Source organism: Photobacterium sp. BZF1 (assembly GCF_014349205.1).
Classification (GTDB): domain Bacteria; phylum Pseudomonadota; class Gammaproteobacteria; order Enterobacterales; family Vibrionaceae; genus Photobacterium.
Genome location: NZ_JACSOF010000207.1, coordinates 1 through 8,804 on the forward strand (window position 1 = coordinate 1; position 8,804 = coordinate 8,804).

Here is an 8,804-nt window from a genome sequence, read left to right on the forward strand (position 1 = left end):
GGTACTTTTCTTTTTATCTACTTTCCTCACTACATTATGTGCAATGCTTTCATGGCGTTATATTGAAAAGCCATGTATGAGGTTGAAAAACACATTTTTATCCTCTTCAGTAACTAATAAAGATAATGATTCAAGCTGTTACTTAGCTCAACTACAAACAGAAAACAAGAAACTACGTGCTCAAATTGATATTTTGAAAATAGAGCTTAGTTTGAAGAGACAATAATTGAAATTAATTTATTCAAACGGGAAAACACATGAATATTGGATCTCTCGCCTACCCGATGTCGAGTTACCCAAGGCTGAGCCTGATCCGCAGATCACCTTGTTATAACAACACTGTGTAACAGCGATCTGTCACCAAATGACCTAAACACTATCTAGGCAGATGATAACTTAACAAGCACCTGGGCACTCCCCCTTTGCCTAAGCAACATTATTGTTGAGGAATCATCATGAAAATAATCACTGCCCTGTTTGTCACGGCCCTTGTTACGTTTAACCCAGCACTGGCATCAACCGACTCCAATAGCCAAGAAGATACAGCTTCAGTCGTGCGCCTTGACCATGTTGCTATGAGAGTCGTTGATCTCGACAGCACCATCGAATTTTACCAAAAGGCATTTAACTTCGAACTGAAAACTCGTTGGGAAACCATGACCTTGGGCAGTGGTGCGGATGCCAAGACCGTCGACATGCATGGAGCCATGCTTCAAGACGATAGCGGCAGTATCATCGAAATTTTCGGTGATGGCGATATAGAACAACGTCAATCCTTCCAGCAACCGATCAATCACTTCGGCCTAAACGTCACAGATATCGATGCCACATACAACCAAGCCCTACAGGCTGGTGCAATGGCTGTGACACCGCCAACAGAAGTCAGTGCCCAAGGTATGAGCGCAACCATCGCTTTTGTTCTGGGGCCCGACGGCGAGCGGATCGAACTGATTCAGTATGGGGAGTAAAGCTCAGGGCTGAATTAATTTGGCTTGTGATAATGAATAAAGCCACGGCAAGCGAACTTTACTGAAGGGAGTTAACGTCTGTTTGTTGTCTTTTGTTATCAACAATGACTATCACACCATAGGTTAACCCTAAAGCGAACATAATTGCCCCCAAAGAAAACGCTTCTGCTGACTCAATTTTATTGAAATCAAGCACAATAATTTTTCGGGCGACTGCCATTAAAGCAGTGACAATAACCAGCTTTAAAGGAAATTCATAACTTTTGAGATAAATTCGAATATTGACAAAAATTTCAATGGCAACAAGGACAGCAAGGAAAGCGGCAAACGTCTCGAAGATGTCACTAATGTCGAGTAAATACAAAGGGTCAGAGGTTAACCGTTGATACAAAACATATAAAACATCGGCAATGCCAAAATAAATCACAACAACCATCAAAACGGCTAGACACTTAACAGCGAGACGAATTGCCAAATGACTAAAACGAATTATTCGATTAGGGTCATCTAACGGTAACTCATCATGCGGATCTTTTTTCATTCAGAATCTCCCAAAGGGCTATCGATGAGGGCTTGCCGGTAGCAAAGAGTAAATTTGTTGGTATTCATAATTCTAAATACTAACAAGTTATATTTGATCCTTAACTTTGATAATTGCTGATTTTAACTAACGATTTCTCCTACACTTGTCCTGTTGGTAACACGCTCCATAAAAAAACACCCCGCAGGCTTAAACTACGGGGTGTTCTATCTTGCAGTTATAGAATGTGGCTATTACTGCAAAATTTGGCCATTGTACTCACCGTTAAGGGTTTCTAAGTACGCGGTAATCTTGCCGATCTCAGCTTCCGATAGCTGGACGCCTACTTGGTAGTAAGCCATCTTATCGACTGCTTCTGCCAGAGTCTCTACGCTACCGTCATGGAAATATGGTGCGGTAAGAGCGACGTTACGTAGGGTTGGTACCTTGAAGCGATGCATATCATTGTCATCACCGGTGGCATTGAAGCGACCGTTATCAACATCAGTAACATTGCCGCGATCAGCAAAGTAGTCTTTCTTCAGGCCCATAACTTCAAAACTCTGGCCACCCATCGCTTCACCTACGTGACAGGTGCTACATTTGTACTGCTTAAACAATGCATAGCCTTCTTGCTCATCTTCAGTCAACGCATCATGGTGACCACGTAGGAACTGATCGAAGCGGCTGTTTGGTGTCACTAGAGTTTTCTCAAATTCAGCAATCGCATCGGTAATACTGTGCTCGGTAATACCTTCTGCATAGATGGCAGCAAAGGCGGTATTCATTTCGTCATCAACCGCTAGCTTATCGATGATCTGATCCCAAGAGTCAGAAGCCATCTCCAATGGGTTCAACGGTGGACCTCCTGCCTGTGCCTGCAGATCATGTGCACGACCGTCCCAGAACTGGTGGGTATTGAACACTGAGTTAAACACCGTTGGTGCGTTGATTGGGCCAATTGCACCGCCGACACCTACAGAGGTCACTAGTCGGTCTACACCACCGGTTTCCAAACCATGGCAACTTGCACAAGATACGGAGTTATCACCAGACAGGCGGGTATCGTGATAAAGCTTGTTACCCAGTTCGACTTTTGCCATGTCCACATCGAAAGTCGTACGGATCGGCTGCACCGCTTCATGCTTAAATTCTTCGGTGATGTTGGCCTGGCCTTGGTGGTGACGCAAACGCTCCTGCTTCACCCAATCTTGCAGCGTAGCTGTTTCTTCTTCAGACAGTTTAGAGCGCCAGTGCATGGTCAGGTACAACGCCGGTGGCATCGAATTGTCTTCCATTACCGACTCCAACTTAGCTAGGTCAACTTCTGACACCAATTCACCGGTGCGAACTTGCTCCATCATGGCTTCAATATTGAAGTGGCGCATACCACGGGTGACATCGGCGTCCATCAGTTGCTTAGCAACCGGAAGGTCGCCATAGAATGGCATTTCACTATCGCTGGTATGGCAGTATGAACAACCGTTTTTGTTCAGTACATCGAATGCCGCCGTAGAAAGCGGGCTGATGTCCTGCTTGGCAATTTCATGGTAACGGGTTACCGCCAGTTGCTGGTCAAACTTATCGACCGTGTAGACCGAGGCCAGGTAGCCGACAAGGCCCACACCGACCGCATAATAGAATTTACGCATTTACTACTCCCCCTAAATATGCGGGGAAGATAAAAGCTAGGAAACCACCTTTCCAATTGAAAAAAGCGTAAAGGCCGATTGATTTATCCGATAAAACATAACCTTAACAACTATAGGTTTATTTATAAGCTGTCTGGTGCACTATCGGAGGGATATGTGTTGATTTTACACATAACAGCAACAAACATTTTGTTACATTTCGCCTTCTGGCTTTTGGCTGGAGTCAGGAAAAACTAAACTCGGCTTCCTACCCTATTTTGCAGCAGGGGTAGCACAGGGCAGTAACAAAAACATTAAAGACAAATGGCCGGATTTTCACTACAATACGCGACCTTTCAGCGGTGATGGATCACCCCAGTATGTTGATTGACGCCTTAGGCGCAGAAAAGTTCATACTTATCATTTGGGATCCCTGTTTTTTATATAGATGAGGTTCGTGAAGATGGCCGGTCACGACAATATTTTTGCGGCGCCGATAGATAAAATCGGTGATTTTACGTTTGACGAACGCGTAGCCGAAGTTTTTCCGGATATGATCCAGCGCTCGGTACCGGGCTACAGCAATATCATTTCAGCCATTGGAATGCTGGCTGAACGCTTCGCCAAACCGCACTCGAAAGTTTACGATCTAGGCTGCTCCCTAGGTGCGGCGATCTTATCAATGCGTCGCCATATCCAGCAGGAAGGCTGTGAAATCATTGCAGTCGATAACTCCAGCGCCATGGTAGAACGCTGCCGCCTGCACGTTAATGCCTACCGCTCAGACACACCGGTACAGGTTGTGGAAGCTGATATCCGCGATATCGAGATCAGCGATGCCTCTGTGGTGGTACTTAACTTTACCTTGCAGTTTCTGGCACCCGATGATCGCCAAACCCTGCTAGAGAAAATTTATGCTGGCCTGCGCCCAGGCGGTATTTTGATCCTGTCGGAAAAATACATCTTCGACGATGAGCGTGCCCACGAGCTGCTCATCGACCTGCACCACGATTTCAAGCGTGCCAATGGTTACAGCGAACTGGAAATCAGCCAGAAACGCAGTGCCATCGAAAACGTTATGCTGCCAGACAGCATCGATACCCATAAACAACGCTTTGAAAAAATCGGCTTCACCAGCTCAGAAGTCTGGTTCCAATGCTTCAACTTCGGCTCGATGTTTGCCATTAAATAAGGTTTCTATTGTCTATGTTTACTTTTGCTGAGTTTTACCAGCTCCTTGCCCAGCATGAAACACTGCGCCCTTGGCTAAACACCCTGCCAAAGCAATTGAGCGATTGGGAAGAAAAAGCTCACGGTGATATGGGACGCTGGATGCGTGCCCTTAAAAAATTCCCAACCGACAAGCCTGATATCATTGACCTGAAAAAAGCGGTCAGCGTGCGTAATGAGGATGGCATTGCCGAAGGCGAGCAAAAACGCCTTGAGAGCTTGCTGCGCCTGCTTCACCCATGGCGCAAGGGCCCTTATGAAATGCACGGTATCCATATTGATACCGAGTGGCGTTCAGATTGGAAATGGGACCGCGTTTTACCACATATCTCACCACTCAAAGGCCGCACCGTACTGGATGTTGGCTGTGGTAACGGTTACCACATGTGGCGTATGTTGGGCGAAGAAGCCAAACTGACCGTAGGTATCGACCCTTCAAACCTGTTCCTGATCCAGTTCGAGGCCATCAAACGCCTGATGGGGATGGACGATCGTGCTTACCTGTTGCCGCTGGGTATTGAACAGCTACCTGAGCTGAAGGCTTTCGATACCGTTTTCTCGATGGGTGTGCTTTACCACCGCCGCTCTCCGCTTGATCACATCATCCAACTCAAGAACCAACTCCGCAAAGATGGCGAGCTGATTTTGGAAACACTGGTCATCGATGGTGATGAAAATGATGTATTAGTACCGACCCACCGCTACGCCCAGATGCATAATGTCTACTTCTTCCCGTCAGCAAAAGCGCTGAAAGTATGGATGGAAAAATGTGGTCTGGTTGACGTTAAAATTGTCGACGAGTGTGTGACCACTATCGACGAACAACGCTCCACTGACTGGATGACCAACAATTCCCTACCGGAATATTTGGACCCTAACGACCCGACAAAAACGGTCGAAGGGTACCCTGCACCTAAGCGTGCCGTGCTAGTCGCACGAAATCCTGACTAACTACTGACAAGGGGGTGCTGTTCGCATCCCTTTTTGTAAGTTAAAATATTGCCGCCTAAGAAAAAATTAGAAGTACCTCCGGGAGATATAATGCTTCGCCGCTTTGTACCATTACTGACCTTTGCCGTCCTTTCTGGCTGTAGCCTTACCCAGCCACAACAAGACCATGAGCAAACTATGCAAGCGATTAACGTCATGGAAGATCGTGTAAATTTCCAGCTTGCAACCATGATCAAACAAATTGATGACCAAAACGCTAATATTGATAAGTTAGAGAGGCAAATTTCTACTCTTTCTGATGATATGAGCCAACGCTACACCGATTCTACCTTGCTGGCTTATACCGAAGAGGAAGAAGAGGCCGCTCCTATCCCTGCCATCATTGATAATGACCCTCGCGTTGCCCATGGCAAGGTGATTTTAGGGGAAGAGGAATGGGTGTGGCTGGACGCTACCCAGAGCTTTTACAAAGCCCGTGTTGATACCGGCGCAACGACCTCATCGGTCAGTGCCACCAACATCCAGATTTTCGAGCGTGATGGCAAGGAATGGGCACGCTTTAATATGAACCACACATCGGATGAAAACCCGAGTGAGGCCGATATTGTCGAGGCGCCTGTGGTTCGTTGGGTCAAAATCCGCCAAGCCAGTGCTAACGGCGTAAACCGTCGCCCTGTCATCGAAGCATGGGTAAAACTCGGCCAGCTTCATGAAAAAGCACAATTTACTTTGGCAGATCGCACACAAATGACCTATCCAGTATTATTAGGGCGAGAGTTTTTCAAAGACATAGCGCTTGTTGACGTAGGTAAAAAGTTTGTTCAAGGAATGAATGAACAACAAGTACAACAAAACTAATAACAAATGATGAGGACGTCATGACATCAAGAATCCCGTTTTATTTTCTTATTACCCTGCTAGTCATCGCAGGGGCGGCACTGAGTATGTACCGCCACGATGTCTACGGGGTGCCATGGACGCCAGGTGAAGAACGCGCGTTATGGGAGCTCGAGGCTCGAATTGAATTCGATGCTATTGGTGACCCAGTAAAAGTCTCTATGGCCGCGCCGGAAACCCAGCAAGGGTTCACGCAAATTGATGAGAGTACCTCATCACCGGGTTATGGCGTCGCGCTGATTGATACCAACAAAGGCCGCCGAGCAGAATGGTCGATCCGCGAAGCGACCGGCAAGCAAATCCTTTACTACAAAACCCAAATGCTGGTCGATGATCAGGCAAGCTTCAATATGGTACCGCCTAAAGGCGATACCGTTGCGGTAAGCCTAGATAACCCGCAGCAAACCGCTGCGACTGCCCTGCTCGACCAAGCCCGCAGCCTGTCTTCTGACAACGTCACCCTGACCCGTGAGTTAATCAAGCAATTCAACGACCGCAATAACCAAAATGCGGCCTTGTTGCTAAACAGTTTGAGTCGCGAGCAAGCGATTATCAACCTACTGTCCCTAGAGAAAATTCATGCCCGTATCGTTGGTGGCCTGCAACTGGAAGATGGCCGACGTCGCCAGAGCATTACCCCAATGGTTGAAGTGTGGAACGGTCAGGTTTGGGAACTGTTTGACCTTCAAACCGGCCAAGAAGGCAAACCAGACAACATCCTGCTTTGGAACCAGCAAGGTCACTCCCTGCTTGATGTGATCGGTGGTCGTAACTCCAACATCAGCTTCTCGATTATTGCCCAGGATATCACCCCGCAGCAGGCAACTCGCGAAAAGGTACAGGCCGAAGATCTACTGAACTTCTCGATCCATAGCCTGCCGGTTGAAGAACAAGCCATGTTCAAGACCATCATGCTAGTACCTATCGGTGCCCTGATTGTGGTATTCCTGCGTATCATCGTCGGCCTGAAGACCTCTGGTACCTTTATGCCCGTTCTGATCGCGGTCGCATTTGTGCAGACCCAGCTGGTTACCGGTATCCTTGGTTTCTTGCTGATTGTCGGTACCGGTTTGGTGATCCGTAGTTACCTGTCCAAGCTCAACCTGCTACTGGTGGCAAGGATATCTGCGGTGATCATCACGGTTATCATGATTATCTCGGTCTTCACCGTTGTTGCCTTCAAGATTGGCTTGGTAGAAGGCCTGACTATCACCTTCTTCCCGATGATCATCCTATCGTGGACCATCGAACGTATGTCTATCCTGTGGGAAGAGGAAGGGGCGAAGGAAGTATTGATCCAAGGTGGTGGCTCGCTGCTTACCGCGGTCTTCGTTTACTTGGCGATGACTAACCCATTGATCCGTCACCTGACATTCAACTTTATCGGTATTCAGCTGATCATCCTGGCGCTTATCCTGATGCTAGGTAACTACACGGGTTACCGTTTGAGCGAGCTACGCCGCTTCAAGCCATTAGCGGAGGACTAAACTATGTCACTGTTTTCACAGTTTACGTCCCCGTTCAAGCTGCGCGAGCGCGGGATCATGGGGATGAACCAGCGCAACCACAGCTACATCGGTCGCTACAACGACCGTAGCCTGTATCCGCTGGTTGACGACAAGCTCAAGACCAAACTGATTGCCAAACAAGCCGGGGCCACGGTCCCGGAGCTGATTGGTGTTATCGACAGCCAGGTATACGTCAAGCGTGTACACGACATGGTGAAAGACTGGCCGGGATTTGTTATCAAGCCAGCCCAGGGCTCCGGTGGTAAAGGCATTCTGGTTGTGGTCAAACACAAGGACGGGATCTATGTAAAACCGTCCGGTGCCGAAATGAACAAGCAAGATGTCGAGCGTCACATTACCAACACCTTAGCGGGACTATTCTCGCTAGGTGGTAAGAATGACGTGGCGATGATCGAGAACCTGATCCAGTTCGACGATGTATTCGATGGCTTCAGCTACGAAGGTGTCCCTGACGTCCGGGTTATTGTCTTCAAGGGCTACCCAGTAATGGCGATGATGCGTTGCTCGACGGCAGCTTCCGACGGTAAGGCTAACTTGCACCAAGGTGCGGTCGGGGTGGGTATTGATATCGCGACCGGTAAGGCTATCCGAGCGGTTCAGTTTGACCAGCCGGTCGAACGTCACCCGGATACTGACCGCCTGCTAAGTGAGCTCGCGGTACCGAACTGGCACAAGCTGCTCACCCTCGCCTCTAGCGCCTGGGAAATGACTGGCCTTGGCTATATGGGTACAGATATGGTTCTGGACAAGGTCTATGGGCCGATGGTACTTGAGCTCAATGCGCGTCCAGGCCTGGCAATTCAGACGGCAAATGGTGCCGGTCTGTTACCGCGCTTACAGCATATTGAGAACCTAGGCGTGCCAGCCAAGCCACCGACACCGGAAGAGCGAGTTGCCTACGCTGCAGATCAATTTGGCGTAAAATCAAAGTTCTAGCGCTAGTCTCGAAACCTAAAATTTCAAGCCCCAGCCATGTGCTGTAATGCCGATCGTTTAAGGCACTTGAACGATCCTAATATTGCGTAATAATCCCTACCAGCTTTTGTTGGTAGGGATTTTTTATATGTTGGTTAATGAG

General features: G+C 48.1%; 9 protein-coding genes. 7 read left to right on the top strand and 2 right to left on the bottom strand.

What is annotated here, in order from left to right:
* A partial coding sequence (locus BIZ37_RS30315; protein ID WP_222939869.1) for a hypothetical protein occupies positions 1–226 on the top strand: 226 nt, incomplete at its 5' end.
* Between the two features lie 229 nt (positions 227–455).
* Entirely contained in the window at positions 456–968 is a 513-nt protein-coding gene (locus tag BIZ37_RS27980; protein ID WP_187464327.1) for a VOC family protein, read from the top strand.
* A 58-nt stretch (positions 969–1,026) separates the two neighbouring features.
* On the opposite strand, the gene BIZ37_RS27985 is transcribed toward BIZ37_RS27980, so the two are convergent.
* Positions 1,027–1,509, bottom strand: coding sequence for a phosphate-starvation-inducible PsiE family protein (locus tag BIZ37_RS27985; protein WP_187464328.1), 483 nt, complete (start codon positions 1,507–1,509; stop codon positions 1,027–1,029).
* 233 nt (positions 1,510–1,742) lie between these two features.
* Positions 1,743–3,140: a cytochrome c peroxidase gene (locus BIZ37_RS27990; RefSeq protein WP_187464329.1), complete on the bottom strand. Its 1,398-nt coding sequence runs from the start codon at positions 3,138–3,140 to the stop codon at positions 1,743–1,745.
* A 442-nt stretch (positions 3,141–3,582) separates the two neighbouring features.
* Between BIZ37_RS27990 and cmoA the strand changes: the two genes are divergently transcribed.
* The 5 genes from cmoA to BIZ37_RS28015 all read left to right on the top strand — a co-directional run bounded on the left by cmoA (position 3,583) and on the right by BIZ37_RS28015 (position 8,662).
* Positions 3,583–4,311 (top strand): carboxy-S-adenosyl-L-methionine synthase CmoA, encoded by a 729-nt coding sequence (gene cmoA / locus BIZ37_RS27995; protein WP_187464330.1) that lies wholly within the window; start codon positions 3,583–3,585, stop codon positions 4,309–4,311.
* A 14-nt stretch (positions 4,312–4,325) separates the two neighbouring features.
* Positions 4,326–5,300 (top strand): tRNA 5-methoxyuridine(34)/uridine 5-oxyacetic acid(34) synthase CmoB, encoded by a 975-nt coding sequence (gene cmoB / locus BIZ37_RS28000; protein ID WP_187464331.1) that lies wholly within the window; start codon positions 4,326–4,328, stop codon positions 5,298–5,300.
* Positions 5,301–5,390: 90 nt separating this feature from the next.
* A complete protein-coding gene (locus tag BIZ37_RS28005) occupies positions 5,391–6,158 on the top strand; it encodes an ATP-dependent zinc protease (protein ID WP_187464332.1) in 768 nt (255 codons plus the stop codon).
* 20 nt (positions 6,159–6,178) lie between these two features.
* A complete protein-coding gene (locus BIZ37_RS28010; protein WP_107298562.1) occupies positions 6,179–7,684 on the top strand; it encodes an inactive transglutaminase family protein in 1,506 nt (501 codons plus the stop codon).
* 9 nt (positions 7,685–7,693) lie between these two features.
* Positions 7,694–8,662 (top strand): alpha-L-glutamate ligase-like protein, encoded by a 969-nt coding sequence (locus BIZ37_RS28015; protein ID WP_107298681.1) that lies wholly within the window; start codon positions 7,694–7,696, stop codon positions 8,660–8,662.
* Positions 8,663–8,804 lie beyond the last annotated feature (142 nt).